The following is a 21,091-nucleotide window of genomic DNA, read 5'->3' on the forward strand; positions in this document are numbered from 1 at the left end:
GGCACCTACTGCGCCTGGAGGTCGACCGGAAGCAGTTGTGGGCTGTAATCAACGTGACGGTAGCGGGCCATAACATTCCCTTGCCGTGATGGATCGGGTGTAGCAGCATGGGCAAGGTCTTCTTCAGCTTCGTTCGGCGCAATCCTCCCAATTTAGTCGGCCCTGGGAGTTCTGCCAGCGCTCAGCCAAAGAAGGCCGCGTAGCCGGCGCGGCTGTGAGGTAGATTGACGGCATCCCAGTATCCGGGTCTTGTCGACGCCGGCGGCCGCAGCGACGCGCTCATGGCGCTGAATCCGCCCGCACACCACCACGCCGACAGGCGCAAAAAACACGGCGCTAATGCCGCGACGCGGCATCACCCACGCTACCGGCTTCGGGCCTGTTCAGCCTCCGCCCCGGCCGCTGCGAGCGCCGGTGGGCGCTGGCGAATGCCGCCGTAGCTCAATCGCCGCCACAGCCACTCCACCGGGCCGATGCTGAAGCGCGCCAACCACCAGCGGCTGCTGATCACCTGCAGAGCGAACAGCAGCACGCCCAGCGCCAGCGCCAGGTCGAGCGGCATCCGCCCGTACTGGCCCAGACCGAAGCCGTAGAAGATCCATGTGCAGACCAGCGACTGCAGCAGGTATTGGGTCAGCGCCATGCGACCGAGCGGCGCGAACACACCCAGCCACACGCGCCAGCGCGATCGCTGCAGCAGCAACAGGATGCCGGCCGCGTAGCCCAGGGTCAGCGCGAACTTTGCGAAGAAGAAGGTCGCCTTAATCAAGACCCGCAGCGGCTGCAGCGCAAGCTGATTCACCCAGGCATGCAGCGCCTCCTGCGGCACCGCGTTGGCCACCAGCCCGAAGCTGAAGCAGAGCACGAAGACCTGCCGCAGCCGGCGCCGATGCGCGTCCGGTGCCGAAAGCCATCCGCCCTTCCAGGCCGCAACGCCGACGATGAAGAACGGCGCCAGGATGACGAAGCGATTGGCGATACGCATCGGGCCGATCACATGCAGCGTTTCCCACCATCGGTATTGCAGGGCGTCGAGCCACCCACCTTGCCCGTAGTGCTGGAGACCAAGGGCGTAGGTTTGCGCCGGCGGCAGATCCGTTGCAAGCGCCTCCATCGGACCGGCAATCACCGCCGAGACGATCAGCACCACCGGGATCGCCCACAACACCCGGCCGGCCGACAGCCGCAGGAAGGGCAGAACCATCAAGCTGATCAGTGCGTAGTCGAGCAGGATGTCGACGTTCCACAACAAGAACGTGTGCACGCTGCCCAGCAGGGCGAGCACCGCGCTGCGACGCAGCGCAAATGGCCAGCGCGACTGACCCTTGTCGGACGCACGATCGGCCTGGATGGCGAGGCCAGCACCGAACAGGATCGACAGCAGCGCCGCCGCCTTGTTCTCCAACAGCACCCTAACGAGGTCGCCGGCCAAGCCGCCGAAGTCTCCCAGCGGATAGGCGACCCCGGCTTCCCGCGCCAAATCGGCACCGCAGAAGTAACCGATATTGACCAGCAGCACGCCGAACAAGGCCAGACCGCGCAGCACATCCAATTGCAACAACCGTTCGCCGCGAGCGACAGGGCCTTGCGACACAACTTCCGCAGACATAACTACTCTCTCAGTAAGACACTGACTCAGTTCGCCTGCGCGATGCCGAGCACCCGCGCCGCCATGTTTTTTGCCCGCGTGGCGGGGGTCGGGTTTCCTTCGCGAACCGCGGTGACCACGGCCCCGTCGAACAGCAGCATGAGATCGCCGGCCGCGCTTTCGTCCAGCCCGGCCGCTCGCAACAAACGGGCGAAGTAGGCCTCGAAGCGGTGCTTGTGCGCAGCCGCAGCCCGATGCAGTGCGTGGCTGGGCAGCGGCGTCTCGGCGATGGTGTTGAGGAAGGCGCAACCGCGGTAGTCGGGGCTGGCCAGGCGCATCGCCAAGGCGTCGAACACTGCCAGCGGCCGCAGATTTGCATCGGGCGCCAAGCGCTCGACCTCCTGCTCGAACCAGGCGCAGAGTCGTTCGTCGCGCCGCTCCAGCACCGCCAACGCCAGACCTTCCTTTGACCGAAAGTGCCGATAGAAGCTCATGCGGGCGACTTCCGCGTTGCTGATGATGGCGTCCACGCCAACCGCCTGAATCCCCTGCCGATAGAACAGATTGGTGGCGACATCCAGGATGCGCTCGCGAACCTTGCTCATGATCACTCCGGCGGTGGATTCCCGGCGGATGATATAGACTGGTCAGTATCATTTCAAGTCAAGCGCAGGCGGACCCTGCCCACGACATCGCCGGGAGCAGGCGTGGCATCGCGTTTGGCTTGGCTGGCCCGGCGCTTGAACTCAGGCGTGTTCGGTGCTGGCGGCAAAGGTCCAGGCCTTGCCGTGGATCGTGCTGATCCTAGCCATCACGGAGTACGCGGGGCAGGGCCAAACGTTCGATCGATGTGCTACTCCCCATAGTGGCCGGAAGGGATGCTCAGGGTTGCGAAGCGATCAGTAGCAACCTCCTGAGGTTCCCTCTTTCGGGCGAGGTCTCGCAGCACTTTTTGAACTTCTTCTTCTGGCCACTCCTCGACCTTGCCGGTCGAGGAGTGGCCTCTTGGGCTTAGACATCCGTTTGCTCGGCGATCTCTAAGGCGTCGTCGACCTCGATGCCTAGGTAGCGCACGGTGCTTTCTAGCTTCGTATGCCCCAGCAATAGCTGGACCGCCCTGAGGTTTCGTGTCCTGCGGTAGATCAGCGAAGCTTTGGTCCTGCGCATCGTGTGGGTGCCGTAGGAGCCGGAGTCGAGGCCGGCTTCTTCCACCCAGCGGTGGACAATTCTGGCGTACTGCCACGTTGATAAGTGAGGTGAGTCCGATACTCGGCTGCTGAAAAGGAAATCCGAGGCTTTGAGGTCAACATGGGTGATCCAAGCCTGTACGGCTTCCCGTGTCAGTTGGGTGATCTCGAAGTGGACGGGCCGGCCGGTCTTCTGCTGCATGATCATGGCGCGGAACGCAATCTGTCCACCGTGGGCGACATCCGACACCCGCAGCTTTACCAGATCGCAAGCGCGGAGCTTGGAATCGATCGCTAGATTGAACAGGGCGAGATCACGGATCTTGTGGCCAAGCTGTAGCCTGATGCGGATGGCCCAAATGTCTTTCAGCTTTAGCGGCGCCTTCTGGCCGATCAGCTTTCCTTTGTTCCAAGCCTCGTGAGGCTGAGATGTGTAAAGAATTGCCATGACTAACTCCTGATGAAGGGTTGGTCAGGCTTCTCCCAAGCCTAGAAGCATGGCGTGATGCGACCCGAAGCGGACATCTTCACGTCTCTCGGCGCGAGCCGGGTTGAGCAGGAGGAGCTTCCCGCCCTTCAAATCTTCGTGATGCACTCGGCTAGTGATTCCGACTCCTTAAGGTCGTCACTAGTTCGGCGCTGCTTGTAGGTCAGCAGCTAGCTTTCTGATCTGTGCAGGGCTCTTACCCAGCGTAGCTGCCAATTTCAGGTAGGCAATTCTGGCATCAGCATGGAGAGATTTGATGCAATCAGTTGCTGCCTCCACGCTATCTGCATCAAAGTTCTTCGGGTCGTGGTTCGGCGCTGTGAGGGTTCTATAAATTCCCTCCAGCGCGGAAAGCGAAACCAAGAAATTTGTCAACGCGATTGTCGTTTCTGAAGGGAGGGTCCCCAAGACCTCGATGAGCCTCTCTAAACGCGGAGTTCGTATCTCCATTATCAGGGGCAATCCCTTCGCGAACTCCTCTGGGTGGCCTGCAAAGTGGTCGTTCACGCTTGGAACTTTAGTTCCAAGCTCCAAGAGCTTGAAATACACAACTTGAGCTTTCATCACGCCAGTGGAGAGTTCGCCAAATAAGAGGCTTGCGAGGGCTCGTGCATTTGCGTCCCTGTCGTGCTTCCGATATGCACGATCTCGCAGCCAAATCACTAGGGCGATAACCGCAGCCGCTGCAGTTCCAATTGCAGAAAATATGGAGCCAACAGCAGACGCCGCGTTCCAGAAGATTGCGTCATCTATTCCAAATATCTGCATGCCCGGACTTCCCTGTTGAAGTCCGCAGGATTGTATCCGAGGTGTGTCATATCAGGCTGCCCAAAGGGGAACAGAGTGTGAAAGGCAAACACTTGAGGCCACCGTCGCAACGGGGGCCCAGACGGTAGTGCACCCACTCAAGACTGGGTCTGTCTTCACGGCGACGGGCGACCACTTCGAGCTGGCGATTGCCCGGGCGGTGGTGGCGTTTGGGGTCGCATCGCCTGTGGCCTTTGCCAAGGTGATTGGGCCGCTTATTGAAGGGCGGTCTAACTGCGCGGATCGTTCTGGATGTGAGAACGAAATGACATTTCGAAAGAGGGTAGGTACTCCCGCAGTCCGCTTCTGGCCGGAAGCGTACATCGGCGGGGCGGCGGATTAGGAAGATTTATCGGGGGTAGGGAAGGGCAACTTCAGACCCAAAGCGGACTTAGAGACGGATGACACCGACAAGGATCTTGCAGAGCTTCAGGGACCACGTGGGTTTGCAGCGATCCATCTAAGTTCAGGCAATTGGCACTCCGGGCATGCTGCGCAAGTATCGAGATTCAGGCCAGCATACTGAGCGGGACGAAGTGCAATCCCTGTAGCGCGGGATTGCTGACCACCGCGAAGTCCCGCCACACGATCAGATCACCAGGACAGCTGCGTCCTTCGCCCAGATAGACGGAGGCCTTGGGCTCTAGGGATTCGCGATCTAAGCTGACCAGTTCGCGGTTGTTGCGGCTCACGCTGAGCAACAGCGAGCCAGCAATTACTTGGCGCAGCGGGTCAACCCAGGGAAATGGCGTTGTGTTGTTCGAGGTGCGTTCAAACCGCACGTCCCGGCGCCACGCGCCCGTGTCCGGATCCAAGACACAGATCCCACGACGCGAATGGAACATGCCTACGTACACCCGTTCGTAGATGGCGTCGTAGGTCAGGCACGCCGGTGTCGCGTCGTCGGTCTGGCCATTGGTGACCTCAGCCAGTTGCGCCGTACTGATGTAGTCCCGTCGCGCGAGGTCGTATGTCGCGACGTAGCAGTTCGCATGAGGGTACGCTCGCCCCGCGATGCGTCCACCGCGCGATATGCCGATGTAGAGCAGCGGTTTGGTTGGATGCCGCAGTAGGGACATACAGCCGCGCCCGCCCTGTGGGTAGGGCACCACCTCGAACGCGTAGGTGGCACTGTCAATAATGAAAAAGTGGCTGGTCTTGTTGCTGGCGAAGTAGACCGTCTTCTGGTCTGGCGAGACTGCCATCTCGCCTTCGCCCCCACCGGGCACCGGGATGCGCTTGATGATCGCTTGGGTAGCGAGATCAATGACAATCACGACCTCGGAGAACACCTGGCCAAGGAAGAGGCGGCCGTCCGCGAGTACCAAGTTGCCGGGTGGATGCGTTCGAATCACGCGGGCGCCGTCACCCGGCGAAAACGCCTCGTACTTGTCGAGCTCAAAGGTACGAGTAATGACTTTTCTCGCCGGGTCGACCAATGAAATGCTGCCGTCTTGCCAGTTGGCCGTGATTAGAGTGTCTTCAACCACGAGCAGTTCGTGCGGCGAGTGCTGTGGAAACCGGTAGAGCGGAATTGAATCGCAGGCGCTGACCAGCGCCAGCGGGGCCTCGGACGTGGCCGCCAACGCAGTGCGCTCGAACTCTTGCAAAGAGGTCACCAAGGTGATGTTCGTACCGCGGGCAGCATCCTGCGCCCCGGACTGGAAGCCCATTTCGCTAACGATGATGCCGCGGTCCGCGCCAACGTCCTCGAGGATGCTCTTGAGGGCGAGCACCTTTTCCTTGGTCACTCGTGACTTCCATAACTTGCACTCGATGATCCATGTGCAAAGGATGCCTGCGCGGAGAAAGGTGGCGTGGACGTCGACCGCGTGAGTCGCCCGCAGGCCCGCAACCGGCAGATCCTCTTGCGCGTTGCAACCTAGCCGACGGAATACGTCGGCCGTGGCTTGCTGGTAACGCTTCCACTCCGGTTCGCTCATCAAGCGGACACTCTCGAGACACTGGTTGCAGTGTATCTTGGTTGGCCAAGGTTACCGAGCCGGCGGGCCGGGACCTCTACGGGCACACCTACCAGTGGAAAGCGCGCCAACAGGCGTCGCAAACATAGACAGCCTGATCAGGATAGGATTGGAAGCAAGGTGGTTGGCCAGTGCTTTCCTGACAAGCAAGGCGCGGTGACGTTTCAGGGGGGCTAGATGTCAGTAGTCCGACAGGACTCGGCTAGCCGGTGAAGACGGTATCCGGCTGGGACAGCCGCCGGGCAGCGGAGCGGCAACGATGGGTGCGGTGCACGACGAGTATTTGCGATACATGCAGCTGCTGGGGGCAACGGAGGAACCTGCTGACGCCAAGCGGATTGCGCGGATCGTCCAGGACAACCTAGATGCCCTGATCCCTACGGTGAACAACGGGGGGCAGCGGGCGACTGTGCTGACGCCCTTGCTGCGTCGGGACCTAAACAACACGCCCGACGTGATCGAGCCGGCACAGGCCGATGCGGCCGCCGCCCAACTCCCCTGGACACGGTTGAAGAAGCTGACGATCGGACCATTCCGTGGATTCCGGCGTGAGGAAGAATTCGACCTGTCGCAAAACATCGTGCTTTTCCAAGGGCCCAATGGCAGCGGCAAGAGTAGCCTGTGCGAGGCTCTGGAGTTTGCACTGCTGGGCTATGTCGAAGAGGCATCAGCGAAGCGCATCGAAGATCTCGGGCAGTATTTCAACAACATCCATGAAGGGAGGTATGTCGCGCCTCAGCTGCTGGCAGCCAGTGGCGCCAATGGTGTCCCCGTCGCACCCAATGCCGAATTGCTGCGCTTTGCCATCGTGGAGAAGAACCGCATCGAAGGCTTCGCGCGGTTGGCTGCACGCACGCCGGCACAAGCCGGTGCCCTCATTGCCACGTTGTTTGGCTTGGATGGCTTCAACAACTTAGTTGGCAACTTCACCGCCAGCCTGGACAACCAGCTGCGGCTGGGCACGCCCAAGAAAGACGTATTGGCGCTCAAGCAAGCGGCTCTGGTAGCCGCACGGCAAAAGGTCGATGGCAATGCTGAAGCACAGGTGGCCTTCGATACTGAGCAGGCCCAGCTTGCCAATGGGTTTGAAGAGGAGCTGACCTACGAGCTGCTGTTGCGACGCCTTGGCATGGACGGGCAGGAGGGGCGGTTGCAAGAGGTCAATGCCACCCTGCAAGAGCAGATCCCAGCACAATCGGGGCTGACGGTTGCCTCATTTGCTGTCTTGCGCAGGAGCATGAGGAAGAAGCTTGCCGAGGTGGCCAGGACGCAGGCGAATCTGGACGCCCGGGCCGGCGAGGTCTCGTTTCTCGCACTGTATCGAGCGGTGGCGCCGCTAGCGGCAGAAAGCCCCGACAAATGCCCCGCCTGCGACACCCCATTGGCCAACGTGGTGCGGGATCCATTCGTTCGCGCGCGTGATGGGCTTGAACTCCTGGCAGACCTTGCTGCGCTTGAGGCATCGAGAACGCGCTTGGCTCAGGAATGCCACCAGCTGTCCTCGCAGTTGCATGGAAAGGTGGCGGCAGCGCACGCCTATGCGCCCTTGAATGGTGGAGATCTTGAGCCATTGGTGCAGTGGGTGGCGCAAGACCAACCCATCGAGGCCTGGTCAGAGGGCTTGTTGACCAAGACCACTTGGAAAGCGGTGTTGGCGAGAGTGCGGGCACTTGAGGAAGGCGACGCGGCTATTCGTGCAAGGCAAGCTCAGCGTGCCCCGCTCAGGGAAGAGCAGCAGGCGCTTGAAGCGATCAAGGAACAGGTCGATGCACTTCGACTTCGCCGTTCGATGTATGACCAACAGGTCGTGGCAGAGCAAGCCAAGATCGACGGCTTCGATGAAGCCAACGCGGCGCTGATTGTAGAAGCGGCGGATGAAGCGGCTACCGTGGCCTTTGAGAAGCGGATTCAGGACGGATATGCGTCTTTCCTCGACAGTCTGAAACGGTATCGCGACGGGCTGCCTGAGGGCCTGTTAGCCGACTTGAACGAGACGGCCCAGGATCTCTACAACCTGTTCAATGTGGACGACCACGATCATGACAAGCTGGCCAAGCTCGATCTTCCGCTTCGTGGGGGTGAGCGGATCCGGGTTGCCTTTGTGGGAAGCCAAGGCCAACTACACGATGCGCTGCGCGTATTGAGCGAGGGGCATCTGCGATGCCTGGGGTTGGCTATCCTGCTGGCCAAGAACATCAAACTGGGCTTGCCGTTGCTTGTGTTTGACGATGCCGTCAATGCCATCGACCACGACCACCGCAAGGGGATACGCGACACGTTGTTTGGCGATGCAAGGCTCAACGGCAAGCAAATCGTGATTACCTGCCATAGCCCCGAGTTCATCACCCAAGTGCAAAACGGCCTGGGGCAGGGAGCTTCGAAGCTCTACATCCTCAAGCATCATGGCGGCGACCATCAGCCAATCATTAAAAACGGCAGCGATCGCCACTACCTGCGCCGCGCCCAAGAAAGACTTGACGAGGCCGATCAGCGCCAGGCACTGGCGTCCTGCCGGCAGGCACTGGAGAACCTGATGACCCGGGTCTGGAAGGCGCTGGGCAAAGCCGACGATTCACTAGGACGGGTATCGCTGGTTTTGCGCAGGCCTGATGGCGATCCCGAGCTGCGCAACCTCGTGGAGGTCCTGTCCAGAGCCGTCAATAGCGGAGTTGATCAAGGGCGGTTGGCGACAGCGGCCTGGACGCAACGCAAGGAGGCGTTCCAGGAACTACTGGCTGTGCCTGAGGCCGCTCTGTCGTGGAAGTATCTGAACAAGGGCACGCATGATGGGGATGGGGAAGACTTCGAAATTGGCATCGTCCACCAGATCCTGACGGCGCTGAAGAAGCTGAGCGCTTCCTTTGGAAACTAGCTTCATGCCTTGGAAGCGCCGTCTTACCCCATAAATTTGTTTCAAGAAACTACCAAGATGCCGAATCCAAAGGAGGATTGCATAAAAACAGGGGGCAGAGTTCGGCTTTCCACTCAGTGCCCGCTTCCGGCCGAGAGCGGACATTGGACGGGGCAGGGATAAGGGAGCGTTATCGCGGGTAGGAGGACAGCCTGATTTCGACCCAGAGCGAACATATGAACTATATGCTCAACGACGTGCACCCAGGTTACCTTGGGATTCCCAAGAAATTCAATGCATAGCCAGGCCATTTTGGCGGATTAATGCCAAAATCGCATCAACAAGATCTTTTTATGCCTTCACACGCTAAGGTCCTACAACTCGACGTTCTTGGAAGTTTCGACTTCTACAACTTCGGCATCACTCTGGACGCGATTGAATCGACTGAGTTCGAGCGCCTAAGGCATCTCCTTGGTCCAGTGCCCAGGGACCGCGCACTCACACTTGACCAATTTCATGCATTGGATCGCGTCATCCCATTGGTCGCGCATGAGCTCACCCACTTCATTGACGCCACTTCTACCTGCTGGGGTATGCGCCATCTCAAGGTTCTAGACAATGCCTTTCGGGCTAACCAATTTCAGCAGGAGCAAGAGTTCCACTACCTAAAAGCTGCGTCAGACCACGTGCGCACGCTGCGGTTGCCCAAGTACTACACTCTAGTGAATGAGACCGACGAAAAAGTGATCCGGCCGTGGACGTACCAAGTCACCATAGGGTTGCGTTTCACTGCTAGCGGATCGATCGAAGGTGCCGTGCCTATCGTTTTTTGCAGATTTGGAACGCTCACCGGGCAAAACTTAGCGCGCTCGCCATTGTCGGCTGTATCTCTGCTCGAAACATCGGCCATGTCTCAGGAGTTAGTCCAGCGATTTGCCCTACTGACCGCAGTCCAAGGCCCAGAGGCAATCGTCGAGAAGCACAGCCAGACAAGCAAAGCGCTTGAGTACCTATACAACCATCGTATCACTGAGTACTCTGCGTGCGCACATCTGATCGCCAATCACCAGCAGTGCAAGGACGTTATCCGCGCCTATCGTCTTGGCGGTCGCCTCAGTCGCTTTGTGCTAAATATTCCGACCAAGAGTTTCGCGGAGATGGCAGACTTACATCGCCTCGCAGCAATTTTTGGTGTACCCCCAGAGCATGACTACGTACAGCGTGTTCAGCAGGGCTTGCTTCGGTGCGATGCCGGGATGCTGTATCGCGTCCTATGCGCTGCGATTCCTGAGAGCAGTTTCAGCACGGAAGACGCAGGGACCAGGGGGATCGAAGCGGCCCTCGCACGTCTTGGTACGTCAATGGGTCAGGTAAAGCAATTGGCCCAAGATGAAGTTTCAAAGATCGCGGCAAAGTTGGCGCAGAGCCCCAGTGCGGTCTTGCGACGGTTGTCAAACGCTGGGGAGCAGAATTTCGAGCGGCTCTCGCAGATGGGAGAGATGCTGCGGTTCGACGAACTGCACCTGCCGCAAGTATTGTTCGGCGACTACGAGTCATGCACTACCTTTGGTTGCGAAGGCAATCTGCTTGGGGACTTGGATCTTGATACTTGTTTCAATGAGCTCAACCCTCTGGAGCAGGCAATCCACAACTTCGCCGAGGCCTGCGTCTGAGGCGACCGCTCCTCACGGCATGACGAATTGCTCGGCTAACGTCCGCTCATGGCCAAGAGCGGACCTCGGGAGGGCTCTGCGCCAGGAGTTGGTCTCTCAGCGGGCAAGGGCGGACGCGCTCGATGCTCAGCTTGCACACTTGCGAGATTTGCCCGCTGTCTTGGAAGCTGCCTGGCTCAAACGAGAGCAGCTCCCGACTTCCAAGAACGTACGAGCCCAAAAGCGTCGTGCTAAGAGCACATCCTAATGAGGAACTAGGCGTGTCAAACGGACCCACGCGATCGTTGATTGGCAGGATCTGCCATGTAAGCGTCTGCCTGCTCAATTGCGCGAATATCTACACCGTGTCGGAGAGGCTCGATTACTTCCTCGACCGTTAACGCATTATTGAATTGATTCCGCGTGGTTTCAACCAGTGCGTTTCGAATCATTTGAACCCGATGGCCATCGAGACAGGGGGAGCTGTCCGCGTCGCGCAGCATCTGCATCTGGATTCCGGCACGGCGCGCCATGCGCTGCCGATGGTAGTGCGGCAGATCAAACTCAATGCCTTGTATCAGGGCTTGGTTGCGCGTCATCACCCTATCTTTAGTCAAACATGATCCAGCCGCAAGGCGAGGGCTCGTGTTTTGCTACCCGGAACGGCGTCCATTAATGCCGTGGCTGATCGGCGAGCCCCAGCCCAGGGGATGGCTTAGGCCTGACCGCGCCTGCAGTGAAGGTTCGATACATACGCCCAGGGATGGACAATTAACTATTGCAAGGAAGGACATCCTCTTTGGAAAACAACATGCCGGTTGGGCCGACCCTTGATTTCGCATAATGTATATTATGTAAAATCAACGTGGTGCTGCACTGTGCTGCTGCGGCTCCTGCTGGAATCTCTCTTACCCTGGCAGCCTATCAAGTCACCTCACCAAGCCCCACACCCAGCTCATCGACCAATAGATATCGCCGGCAACTCGACAGACGGCCGGCAGCGCAGATAGTTACGCTGCTGATCGAGCGCTTGCTCCCAGCCATTGCCCACCCTGCGGATCACACGGCCCTCGGAACATGAGACGCCAGAAGCCTTGGCCTCAGCGGTACCAAGCGCAGGGATATCGAGAAGAACCGACGATGGCCGAGGACGTCCCCAGGCGCGGGACATGCCGTCCTGCATCGCGAAGTCGACATGCTCGCAATAAGCATGCACCCATGGCCGAGGATCGCTAGCGAGAAGCTTGCGACAATCGAGCTTCGGAACCGCAGCGACGTTGCGATTCGGGTTCACACGCTCGACGCCACGGCCGGCAGCCGAGCGCGTCTGCGCCGACACGGCGGATGCCGACAACAGTAAGAACAGCCCCACGACACGAACATCCATGCTCACCCCCGTGGAAAGGATGATATGGGACGGGCGAAGCGCACGCTTAGACAGATGCGGCACCCGTGCGCCGGCAGGCACATGGCAATTCGACCAGCTGCAGTCCATTCACGCCGACCCGCAATCTGGAGCTTCCAGCTCGGAAATTATGTGCATATTGCACTCTTCTCCCAAGAAGCATACGCTGCCGCCCAGTTAAGTGCGTTTTGCACATATGGAGGCGACATGAACGACGAAGGCAATCCGTTGGATGTCCTGATCTGCGGCGCTGGCGCCGCGGGTCTGACCCTGGCCTTGGAGCTGGCGCGGCGCGGGGTCGGCTTTTGCCTGATCGACAAGATCGACGAGCCGTTCGGCGGGTCCCGCGGCAAGGGCATCCAGCCACGGACGCTGGAGATCTTCGAGGACCTGGGGATCGCCAATCGGCTCGCCGCGGTGGGCGGTCCCTACCCGCCTGAGCGGAAGTACGGCGAGGACGGCAGAGAGTACGTCACTGCTGCCGAACAAGCGCCGCCAGCGCGGCCCTCCGAGCCTTACACGCTGCCGTTGATGGTGCCGCAGTTCCTGACCGAGCGCGTCCTGCGCGAGCGGCTGGCCGAATTCGGGCATGCCCCTCGCTACGGGTGCGAACTGGTGGATGTGCTGCAGGACGCCGACGGCGTGACCGCCCAAGTGGTCGACGCTGCTGGCACGCATCGCATTCGCGCGCGCTTCCTGGTCGCGACCGACGGCGGGCGCAGCTTCGTGCGGCACGCGCTGGCGGTCGATTTTCCCGGCAAGACGCTGGGTGTTCGGGCCATCGTGGCCGACGTCGCCTTGGGCGGTCTGGATCGGGCTTGCTGGCACCGCTTCAACGAAGCGTCCATGCAGCGCCACGTCTCGCTGTGTCCGCTTGCCGGCACCGATCTGTTCCAGGTGCAGGCGCCGATTCCGCTGGAGGGCGAAGTCGACCTGTCCGCTGCCGGCATCGATGCCATGATCGCGGAGCGTACCGGGCGCACCGATATCCGCATCCACCAGGTCTTCTGGGCATCCGCCTATGCGATGAACGCCCGCCTGGCCGATCGCTATCGCGTCGGCCGCATCTTCCTGGCCGGCGATGCTGCGCACATCCATCCGCCGACTGGCGGACAAGGCCTCAACACCAGCGTGCAGGACGCCTACAACCTGGGCTGGAAGCTGGCCGCGGTGATCGCCGGTGCCGCCGACGCGTTGCTGGACAGTTACGAGCAGGAGCGGCGCCCTATCGCCGCAGGCATGCTCGGCCTGTCGGTCGAGCTGCTGGGCGCGGCCAAGCAAGGCGACATGCGCCGGGGCCGCGAGACCCAACAGCTGGACCTGTACTACGACGCTTCGGTCCTGGTGCAACCGGCCATGTCTTCTTCCAGGATCGCCTCGGGAACGCGTGCGCCCGATGCGCCGCTGCTCGGTGCGGCAGGCCAGATGACGCGCCTGTTCGAGCTGTTCAAGGGGCCGCACTGGACGCTGCTGGGCTACGGAATCGAACACGCGGCACTGCCGGCCCGTCGCGGTGTGCAGGCGTATACCGTTGGCGAGCGCGGCGACGTGCGCGACATTGGCGGGCATTTCGCCGAGGCCTACGGGCTGTCGCCGGGCGATGTGGTACTGGTGCGGCCGGATGGCTATGTCGGCATGACCGCGCAGGTCGGCGAACTGCATGCGCTCGCCGATTACCTGGCGGCGCTCGGCCTCTAGTCTGCGGGCAGCTTGCCTTTGATGTCGTCGGCGAACTTGCACATGAGCCGGACCAGTTCCTCGACATCCCGATCCTCCCAGTCGGCGAAGACCGAGACGCCGATCCGCTTGCGCGCCTCGTCGACACGGTCCGTCATCGCCTTGCCCTTGTCGGTGACGACGGCCTCGCGGATGCGGCGGTCGCTGGCGCTTTCCCGGCGATCGACCAAGCCGTGGCCTTCCAGCTTCGCGACCTGCCGGCTGACGGTGGTGTAGTCGCGCCCCACCCGATCGGCCAATTCGACCACCCCGATCGGCCCGAGCCGCTCCACCAGCACCAGCAGCGGGAACAGGGCGCGTTCCAGGGAGATTCCCGCTTCGCGAATCATCGCCTCGTCGCGCTGCGGCCTGTTCATGACGCCGACGATCTCGAGCAACGCCCCGTGCAGATCGCCGAATCGATCGTTGCGCTGTGCCTGTTTCGCCTTCTTCATCGACCCTGAATCAGCTTTCTTCGATGCGTGCATGCTACACCCATGCACTTGGGAACGACGTCTCAGGCGGCATGCACGGCCAGCGTTCGCGCCAGCACCGCAAGCACCGCCAGATGCCCCACGTAGTAGATGTAGAACGCCCAGCGCGTCCGTGGAATGGGGAAATCGCGGTTCGCCAGCAGCACCACCATCGGCAATGCCAGCAAGGCCCAGCCGTTGCCGTTCCACCAGCACAGCGGTCCGAACGCCACGACGAGTACGGCGATGCGCGCATAACGGTGTTCAATCACGTCGCGCAAGCCGTGCCGGGGCGCGCCCTGGCGTGGCGCGTGCGGCATCGCGCGCAAACGGAACACCCACCAGGCGGCCAGTACCAGGATCAGTCCGGCCCAGTTGTAGTCCACCAACGGCGGCGCCGCCAGGACGCACATGCCGAGCAAGGTCCATTGCCGTCGCTGGATACTCCAGATCACCGCCGCCGCCAGGGCGAAGCTCAGCAGCACGTTGAACGGCATCCAGTAGCCGAACGCCAGTCCATACGCCGGCTGGGCCAGGATTCCCCACAGCAGCAGCCTGCGCACGGACTTGAGCAGGTCGGCGCCAGGCTGGGCCAGGTTGTAGGCCATGACCAGGGCGAACAGCGGGAACGCGACGCGACCGAGTTCGGACACGATCGGGATATAGCCGTGGACCAGCACCTTCGCTGCGTGATCGCCGGTCATCAGCAGCAAGGCGATCCATTTCAACAGTTCGCGGGCACTGCTGGTCATCGTGTCGTTCAGAACGCCGCTCCTGGCGGCCAAGTGTCCGCCCTGCCCCTGCCTTGCCGCCATTGCCTGTGACGGCGGCGCGGCGCGCATCGCGGCGGTTCGGCGAGCAGCCGGCGCGCATCGCTGTCGAAGCCATGGACGGTAGACTGTTCCGCGCAAGTCGGCAATACGGGCGGCTGCGTTTCCCGGCGCGGCGCGCCATCGCGGATCGCGCCATGGATGCGGCCGCGGTCAGTGCGGCTGTGGCTGCGCCATCGGCAATGGTGCGGAAGCCGGGCGCGCCATGTGCAGGCAGCGGTCGGCCACGGCGGACAGGCTGGTCCGGTGCGACACGACGACCAGCGCGGTGCGCGGCAGGCGTTGCCGCAGCGTCGCCAGCACGTGCTGCTCCGAGACCGCGTCGAGAGCGCTGGTGGCCTCGTCGAGCAAGGCGATCCGCGGTTGCCTGAGGATCACCTGCGCCAGCAGCAAGCGCTGCAGTTCGCCGCCGGAGAGTTTGGCGGCGGCGCTGTTCAAGGTGGTGTCCAGGCCCTGCGCGCCAGCCTGCAGGCGCGCGGCCAGGCCGACGTCGCGCAGCGCCTGCCACATCGCCGCTTCGCTGGCGTCCGGCTCGGCCCAGGCCAGGCAGTCGCGCACCGTATGCTGCCACGGCCGCACGCTCTGGCCGACATAGGCGCCATGCCGCACCAAGGCGCGGTACGCCGCGAAATCCAGCGTTTGCCCATCGCATTGCGCCGCGAACACGCGCGGTTCGACCATGCCGGCGAGCACGTCCATCAGGCTGCTCTTGCCGGCACCGGAGTGTCCGCAGATCAAGGTCATGCTGCCGGGCGCCAGGATCAGTTCGCCGATCACGACCGCGGCCAGCGGCGGCGCCAGGCCGATCCTGTGGATCCGCAACGGGCCATGCATGGGCGCGGCCGCGTGCGGCGTTGCCGGTGTCGCCCTCGCCGCCCCCAGGCCCACATAGTGCTGCCACAGCTCCAGCGCCGGTGCCGCCGAACGCAGTTGCTGGAAGCTCTGCCGGGTCGAGACCAGATACGGCAGCAGCCGTCCCAGCAACAGGCCCACGGTGATCAACGCGCCGCGGTCGATGCCGTGCCAGAAGCCGGCCAGCAGCATGATCGCCGCGATGGCGGCGACGGCGCTGAGTTCGAGCAGCAGCCGGCCCGAGGCGACCAGCGCCTGTTGCCGCCAGTAGCCATGGCTGAGCCGGCTGGAGATCGCGTCGTAGCCGCTTTTCTCCAGGTCTTCGCGTTCGAACGAACGCACGTGGCGCAGGCGCCGCGGGAAATCCTCGCTGAGCCAGAACAGCCGGGTCATGTCGGCGACGTACTGTCGGCTCACCCGCGCCTGTTCGTGGCCGGAAATGCGGAACGCGAGCACGGCCAGGCCCAGCAGCGGCGGCAGCGCCAGCACCAGGGTCGGCGACACCAGGAAGGCGATGCCCAGGCTGACGCCGGCGGTGATGGCGGCCACCAGCAACTGCAGCAATGCGCTGAAGCCCTGGACGATGATCTCGATGTTGTAGGTGAGGACGTTGGCGATTTCCGCCGAACTGGCATCGGCAAGCGCCGTTAGTGGCGCGTCGAGCAGGCGCGCGTGCACCATGCGGCGCAGGCGCGCCGCATGGCCGCTGGCCAGGTCGGCGGCCTGCCGCGCGCCCGTCCAGCGCAGCAGGGCGAAGCCGACGCTGGCGACGACGAAGATCGCCGCCTGGGCGAGGACGCCGTCGGGCAACGCGAGCACGCGGCCGCCGAGCGTCAGTGCATGCCCGGGTTGCACCAGCGGCACCAAAGCGACCGTGGCGACGCCGCCGGCCAGCGCGCAGACCAACGACAGCACGACGTAGACACAGATGCGCATCCGCTCGCCACGATCCAGGGTGGCGATGAAGGTACGCAGCAGCGGCGCCGGGTCGGGCGCGCTGTGGCGGTGCGCGGTCATCGGTGCCGGCCCGGGGACGGCGCCCGTTCGCCGGTCAGCGTGGCAGGCTGCGGCGCGCCAGCATGCCGCGCCACTGCGAGCATGGTGCCGCGGCCGCCCTCGCCTGCGCGCGACGTCGCCGTTCTCATGGCCAGCATACGTTCGTCGTCGCCGCACTCATCGCAGCAACTGCAGCACGGCGTCGACCGAAGCATCAGGATGCGTGCCGCGTTGCAGTTCGTGCACGCCCAGTCGCTGCAGCTGGCGTGCGAACAGCGGCCATCCCGGTTGCGCGGCGGCATAAGGCTGGTCGGCGGTCAGGCGCTCGAGTACCTCGGGCTCGGCAATGGGCCGCAACAGCTGCTGGGGATCCGCGGCAGCCGTGCTGGAAACGAACACCGCACCGGCAAGCTGCAACGGCGCGGGCGCAAGACAGGCGCGACCGTTGCGGATATCGACTTCGTGCTTGACCGCGCCGCTGCGGCGCCGGATCGTCGGCGCGGCGGCGATCCAGGCGCGGGTCCGCGCGTCGACCAGTCGCAGCAGATCCGGCCGCAGGTGCAGGAAGTTGCCGATGCCGGTGGCGAGCATGCGCTGCGGTTCGACGAACAACGCGTCCTCGGCGAGGAATTCCAGGCCGCGCAGCAGGCTGTGCAGGGCCAGTGTGGACTTGCCCGCACCGCTGGCGCCGAGCAGCAGCACGCCGCGCCCGCCGGCGCCGACGCAGGCGCCGTGCAGCGGCACCAGGCGCATCGCGCGCGCCGCCAGCACGAACACCGCGAACTCGATCAGTTCGTAGCGCACATGGTAGGGATGGGCGAGCATGTCTTCCGACACCACCAGCAGCGCCCTGCCCTGGTACGGCATCAGCACCATGTAGTTGTCGGCGTCGATGACCCCGCACAGCACGCCGGCGCCGGAATGGGTCTGCACCGGCGGCGGCTGCAGCGCGAAGACATAGGGGGCGTCGTGGCGCGCGACCAGGTTCAATTCGATGCAAAAGTCGGCTGGTTCCGGCAACTGGTGCGGCGGTACGCCGCCGAACGCCGCTTCGACCAACTGCAGCAAGGCCTCGCTGTTGCTTTCGAAGCGGAAGCGACCGCCCAGCAATTGCTTGCTGAGCACGTGGTCGCGCCGCAGCCGGTCGTGAAACGGATCGGCGGCGACGCCAGCCTGCGTTGCGGCAGTGCTGGCCGCAGGCTCCCAGCGTTGCGTGCGCATGGTCGAGAGCTGCATCGGGGATGGGTCCGTGGGGTCGATGCGCGTGAGTGCGTGCAGCGGCAGGAAAGGTTGCGCGGGTCATGCGCGACGACGCGCCTGCGCGGCGTGCACAACCAAAGACGGCGCCGGCGGCACTTACGGCACGGCCACCTGTGCGCGGCCACTGCTGCATGCGCCGCGGCATCCGTTGCCGGCGCCGAACGAGACCCTTCCGCCGATGCCAAAGATCCAGGTCAGCCACTCCTATTTCCTGCGCTACGACCCCAAGCAATGGGAGCGCGGAAAGCCGTATCCGCCGCTGGCCACGCTGCAGGTGGCCACGCTGCTGCGCCGGCACGGGCACGAGGTGACGCTGTTCGACGCGATGCTGGCCGACGGCGTGGAGGACTACCAGGGCTCGCTGCGCGCGGCGCAGCCGAACCTGGTGGTGTTCTACGAGGACAACTTCAATTTCCTGACCAAGATGTGCCTGAGCCGGATGCGCGAGGCCGCCTGCCGGATGATCGCCGAGGCGCGTGCCGGCGGCAGCCGGGTGATCGTGGCCGGCTCCGACGCGTCGGACCATCCCGAAGCGTTCCTGGCCGCCGGCGCGCACGCGGTGCTGATCGGCGAAGGCATCGCGCCGCTGCTGGAACTGGTCGAGCGGCTGCAGCGAACGCCCGACATCGATGCCGCGGCCTGGGTGGCGGACGTGGCCGATGTCGCCACCGCTGCGCTGCCGCAGCTCAAGCGCGCGCAGATCGGCGCGCGGCCGCCGGATCCGCGCCTGTCCGGGCTGGCCGCCTGGGACCTGGTCGATATCGAGCGCTACCGGCGCCTGTGGCTGCAGCGGCACGGCTATTTCAGCCTGAACATGGCCGCCTCGCGCGGCTGCCCGTTCCGCTGCAACTGGTGCGCCAAGCCGATCTGGGGCAACCACTACAAGCGTCGCAGCGCGCCGGAAGTGGCCGCGGAAATGATCCACCTCAAGCGCGCCTTCGCCCCCGACCATATCTGGATGGCCGACGACATCTTCGGCTTCCACATCGAGTGGGTGGAAGAATTCGCCGCGGTGCTGGCCGCGGCCGATGGCTCGATCCCGTTCACCATCCAGACCCGCGCCGATCTCGGCAGCGAGCGCATGGCCGCCGCGCTGGCCCGCGCCGGCTGCGCGGAAGCGTGGATCGGCGCGGAAAGCGGCAGCCAGCGCATCCTCGACAAGATGACCAAGGGCACCGCGGTGGAGGACGTGATCGCCGCCCGCCAGCGCCTGGGCGCGCACGGCATCCGTGTCGGTTTCTTCCTGCAGCTCGGCTACCTGGACGAGCAACTGGACGACATCCTCGCCACCCGTGCGCTGGTGGCGACGGCGCGTCCGGACGACATCGGCGTCAGCGTGTCCTACCCGCTGCCCGGAACCAAGTTCTACCAGCAGGTGAAGAACCAGCTCGGCCGCAAGACCCATTGGCAGGACAGCGACGACCTGGCGATGATGTTCCATGGCGCCTACGACTCGGAGTTCTACCGGCGGGTGCGCGATCTGCTGCACCGGCAGGTGGACCTGCAGCGCAGCGAGGCCACGCGGCCGCCGCAGGACTACGCGCGGGACTGGGTGGCACTGGATGCGCAGTGGGACGCATTGATCGCCAGCGAAGGCCGGCACCGGACCGACGCCGCCCTACCGGCCGCAGCCACGGCCTCCGACCGCCGCATCCCGCTGGTGCAACGCCAATGACCGCGCAGGCGACGCCGCAAACGCATGCGCCCTCCTCCGCCGATCCCTTTGCCGAGCGTGCGACGCAACCTGCGTTGAAGCATGTCGGCACCGGGTTGCGGCTGGCGACCGAAACCCTGGCGCGCGAGCTGGCGCGGCCGGGCAACGCGATGCCGCAGTGGGACCGGCTGCAATGGCAGCTGGCCGCGGCGGCGACCGCCGCGCACGGCATCGGGCCGTTGCTGAGCCGGCTGTCGGTATGGCCCGATCGCGACTGGAGCGCGTTCCTGGCCGAGCAGCGCGAGCACGTCGCCCACCGCTACCGGCGCATCGCCGCGCTGCTGGAGCGGATCGATGCGCTGGCGCAGGCCGCCGGCGTGGCGATCGTGCCGCTGAAGGGCGCGGCCTTGCACGCACAAGGCCTGTACCTGCCTGGCGACCGGCCGATGGCCGACATCGACCTGCTGGTGCGCGCCGAAGATGCGGCGCAGGTGGGTGCGTTGCTGGAAGAGCTCGGCTACGTGGCCGAGTTCGCGCAGTGGAAGCACCAGACCTTCCGCCCCGCGCAGGCGCACTCCGTCGCCAGCCTGGGCGAGCATCGCGACACCCCGATCAACATCGAGCTGCACCTGCGCATCCAGGAGCGGCTGCCGCTGGCCACGGTCGATATCAGCGAGCGGATATTCCCGCGCGACGGCCGCCCGGGGCTGAACCCCTACCCGTCCAACGGCGCGCTGATGAGCCATCTGCTGCTGCACGCGGCCGGCGGCATCTGCAGCCGTAGCCTGCGCTTGATGCATCTGCACGATATCTCGCTGCTGGCCACGCGGATGAGCGGCAAGGACTGGCGGGTGCTGTGCGACACCGCCGATGGCGCGGCGTGGTGGGCGTTGCCGCCGTTGCAGCTGGTGCTGCGCTATTACCGCACGGCGATTCCGAAGACGGTGCTGGCGCAGCTGCGCGCGCAGTGTCCGCCGCTGCTGCGGCTGGTCTCACGGCGGCTGGACCTGACCCGCGCCTCGTGCTCGCAGCTGTGGCTGCCGGCGCTGCCCGGGATCGAGTGGGCGCGCTCGCTCGGCGAGGTCGTGCGCTATCTGCGGCAGCGGCTGCAGCCTTCGCAGGAAAGCCGGCAGGAACGCGCGGACATGATCCGCACCCAGCTGTGGCTGCAGGGCCAATCCTGGGTCGCCCTGCCGCAGCGTCGGCGCGTGCTGCTGCGCCTGCTGCGGCCGGTGCCGCGCATGGATACGCTGTATGCGGTGCGCAGCGCGCTGCAGGGATATGCGGCGGCGCGTTGAGTGATGTAGCTCCCTGTAGGAGCGGCTTCAGCCGCGACAGGCATCACCGGAAG

At 63.7% G+C, this 21,091-nt stretch carries 16 protein-coding genes; 5 read left to right on the forward strand and 11 right to left on the reverse strand.

Annotated elements, in window-relative coordinates; translation table 11 throughout:
- Positions 1 to 364 precede the first annotated feature (364 nt).
- The 5 genes from H9658_RS02260 to H9658_RS02280 all read right to left on the reverse strand — a co-directional run bounded on the left by H9658_RS02260 (position 365) and on the right by H9658_RS02280 (position 6,012).
- Positions 365 to 1,609, reverse strand: a complete 1,245-nt coding sequence (locus tag H9658_RS02260; protein ID WP_191824185.1) for a DUF418 domain-containing protein — start codon at positions 1,607 to 1,609, stop codon at positions 365 to 367.
- Between the two features lie 26 nt (positions 1,610 to 1,635).
- Positions 1,636 to 2,193 (reverse strand): TetR/AcrR family transcriptional regulator, encoded by a 558-nt coding sequence (locus tag H9658_RS02265; RefSeq protein ID WP_191824186.1) that lies wholly within the window; start codon positions 2,191 to 2,193, stop codon positions 1,636 to 1,638.
- Between the two features lie 406 nt (positions 2,194 to 2,599).
- A complete protein-coding gene (locus H9658_RS02270) occupies positions 2,600 to 3,223 on the reverse strand; it encodes a tyrosine-type recombinase/integrase (protein WP_191824187.1) in 624 nt (207 codons plus the stop codon).
- Between the two features lie 180 nt (positions 3,224 to 3,403).
- Complete coding sequence (locus H9658_RS02275; RefSeq protein WP_191824188.1) at positions 3,404 to 4,030, reverse strand: hypothetical protein; 627 nt, start codon at positions 4,028 to 4,030, stop codon at positions 3,404 to 3,406.
- A gap of 548 nt (positions 4,031 to 4,578) precedes the next feature.
- Entirely contained in the window at positions 4,579 to 6,012 is a 1,434-nt protein-coding gene (locus H9658_RS02280; RefSeq protein WP_191824189.1) for a restriction endonuclease, read from the reverse strand.
- A 298-nt stretch (positions 6,013 to 6,310) separates the two neighbouring features.
- Here H9658_RS02280 and H9658_RS02285 point away from each other — a divergent pair, with 298 nt between their 5' ends.
- Together H9658_RS02285 and H9658_RS02290 are read left to right on the forward strand one after the other, a co-directional pair.
- The gene (locus H9658_RS02285; RefSeq protein WP_191824190.1) at positions 6,311 to 8,923 is read left to right on the forward strand and encodes an AAA family ATPase; all 2,613 of its coding nucleotides are present in this window, start codon (positions 6,311 to 6,313) and stop codon (positions 8,921 to 8,923) included.
- 302 nt (positions 8,924 to 9,225) lie between these two features.
- Entirely contained in the window at positions 9,226 to 10,575 is a 1,350-nt protein-coding gene (locus H9658_RS02290) for a hypothetical protein (protein WP_225209675.1), read from the forward strand.
- 263 nt (positions 10,576 to 10,838) lie between these two features.
- Here H9658_RS02290 and H9658_RS02295 read toward each other — a convergent pair whose 3' ends face one another.
- Together H9658_RS02295 and H9658_RS02300 are read right to left on the reverse strand one after the other, a co-directional pair.
- On the reverse strand, positions 10,839 to 11,153 hold the full coding sequence (locus H9658_RS02295; RefSeq protein WP_191824192.1) for a hypothetical protein: 315 nt from the start codon (positions 11,151 to 11,153) through the stop codon (positions 10,839 to 10,841).
- 356 nt (positions 11,154 to 11,509) lie between these two features.
- Positions 11,510 to 11,941: a hypothetical protein gene (locus tag H9658_RS02300; protein ID WP_191824193.1), complete on the reverse strand. Its 432-nt coding sequence runs from the start codon at positions 11,939 to 11,941 to the stop codon at positions 11,510 to 11,512.
- A 225-nt stretch (positions 11,942 to 12,166) separates the two neighbouring features.
- On the opposite strand from H9658_RS02300, the gene H9658_RS02305 reads away from it, so the two are divergent.
- Positions 12,167 to 13,657 carry an FAD-dependent oxidoreductase gene (locus H9658_RS02305; protein WP_191824194.1) on the forward strand — a complete coding sequence of 497 codons (1,491 nt, stop codon included), beginning with the start codon at positions 12,167 to 12,169 and terminating at the stop codon, positions 13,655 to 13,657.
- Here H9658_RS02305 and H9658_RS02310 read toward each other — a convergent pair.
- The 4 genes from H9658_RS02310 to H9658_RS02325 form a co-directional block, all read right to left on the reverse strand.
- A complete protein-coding gene (locus tag H9658_RS02310) occupies positions 13,654 to 14,130 on the reverse strand; it encodes a MarR family winged helix-turn-helix transcriptional regulator (protein ID WP_191824195.1) in 477 nt (158 codons plus the stop codon). The genes H9658_RS02305 and H9658_RS02310 overlap by 4 nt on opposite strands.
- 62 nt (positions 14,131 to 14,192) lie before the next feature.
- Positions 14,193 to 14,900, reverse strand: a complete 708-nt coding sequence (locus H9658_RS02315; RefSeq protein ID WP_191824196.1) for a TraX family protein — start codon at positions 14,898 to 14,900, stop codon at positions 14,193 to 14,195.
- A 231-nt stretch (positions 14,901 to 15,131) separates the two neighbouring features.
- Positions 15,132 to 16,847: an ATP-binding cassette domain-containing protein gene (locus H9658_RS02320; protein WP_191824197.1), complete on the reverse strand. Its 1,716-nt coding sequence runs from the start codon at positions 16,845 to 16,847 to the stop codon at positions 15,132 to 15,134.
- Positions 16,848 to 17,003: 156 nt separating this feature from the next.
- A complete protein-coding gene (locus H9658_RS02325) occupies positions 17,004 to 18,062 on the reverse strand; it encodes a phosphoenolpyruvate carboxykinase (ATP) (protein ID WP_191824198.1) in 1,059 nt (352 codons plus the stop codon).
- Between the two features lie 202 nt (positions 18,063 to 18,264).
- Here H9658_RS02325 and H9658_RS02330 point away from each other — a divergent pair, with 202 nt between their 5' ends.
- Both H9658_RS02330 and H9658_RS02335 read left to right on the forward strand, forming a co-directional pair.
- Positions 18,265 to 19,761 (forward strand): B12-binding domain-containing radical SAM protein, encoded by a 1,497-nt coding sequence (locus H9658_RS02330; protein ID WP_191824199.1) that lies wholly within the window; start codon positions 18,265 to 18,267, stop codon positions 19,759 to 19,761.
- Positions 19,758 to 21,038 (forward strand): nucleotidyltransferase family protein, encoded by a 1,281-nt coding sequence (locus H9658_RS02335; RefSeq protein ID WP_191824200.1) that lies wholly within the window; start codon positions 19,758 to 19,760, stop codon positions 21,036 to 21,038. The genes H9658_RS02330 and H9658_RS02335 overlap by 4 nt, the downstream gene beginning before the upstream one ends.
- Positions 21,039 to 21,091 lie beyond the last annotated feature (53 nt).

Source organism: Xanthomonas bonasiae (assembly GCF_014836395.1).
In the GTDB taxonomy this organism is placed as follows: domain Bacteria; phylum Pseudomonadota; class Gammaproteobacteria; order Xanthomonadales; family Xanthomonadaceae; genus Xanthomonas_A; species Xanthomonas_A bonasiae.